Source organism: Mesotoga sp. HF07.pep.5.2.highcov, assembly GCF_003666285.1.
GTDB lineage: Bacteria > Thermotogota > Thermotogae > Petrotogales > Kosmotogaceae > Mesotoga > Mesotoga prima.
Window position 1 is genome coordinate 1 of sequence record NZ_JFHJ01000022.1, and the last position, 561, is coordinate 561.

Sequence of the window (561 nt, forward strand, 5' to 3'; positions counted from 1 at the left end):
CAGCTTGCGGGAGTTGAAGACTTTCTTGCCGGAGAGCCCTTTGAACAGTGTGAAAAGCTGGAACTGAAAGAAAAGGCGAATGTGGGAACCAGAGTAGTAGTCCTCAAATATCGTTGATCGAGGGCATAAAATGGATGAAAAGAGAGTTTTATCTCTCCTAGGAATAGGTAGAAGGGCAAACAAGGTTGTGTTTGGTAAAGAACAACTAAGAAGTTACTTGAGGCAGCCATTCAAGAGGAAATCTTTGATTCTGGCTAGCGATACCAGCGATTCGATAAAGGAAGACTGGGTAAAGAGGTGCAAGAGCCATGGGGCAAGCTGTATCCTCCTCAAAGAACACGACCGCGTCGCTCTGGGAAGGGCCATCGGCAAGGACAACATATCTGCAGTGGCAATTGCCGATGACGGCCTTGCAGACGAAATCTCAAAGATAATCACACAGGCGGGAGGTGACTGAGCTATGCCAAAAGCCAGAGTGTACGAGCTTGCTAAGAGACTTAATATAACGGCAAGAGAGCTGCTGGATGAACTTGAGGAGCTCGGTGTTACCGTCAAGAACCA

2 protein-coding genes are annotated in these 561 nt (G+C 47.6%); both read left to right on the forward strand.

All coding sequences use genetic code 11. The annotated features are described in order from the left end of the window. The first annotated feature begins 130 nt into the window (after positions 1–130). A complete protein-coding gene (locus BG32_RS00475; protein WP_006487088.1) occupies positions 131–457 on the forward strand; it encodes a ribosomal L7Ae/L30e/S12e/Gadd45 family protein in 327 nt (108 codons plus the stop codon). Positions 458–460: 3 nt separating this feature from the next. Continuing rightward, the coding region (locus tag BG32_RS16995) for a translation initiation factor IF-2 N-terminal domain-containing protein (RefSeq protein WP_147434763.1) at positions 461–561 on the forward strand (101 nt) is incomplete at its 3' end.

Excerpts from the sequence above, each read along its gene's own strand:
- BG32_RS00475 (WP_006487088.1), top strand. The coding sequence starts at position 131 with ATGGATGAAAAGAGAGTTTTATCTCTCCTAGGAATAGGTAGAAGGGCA.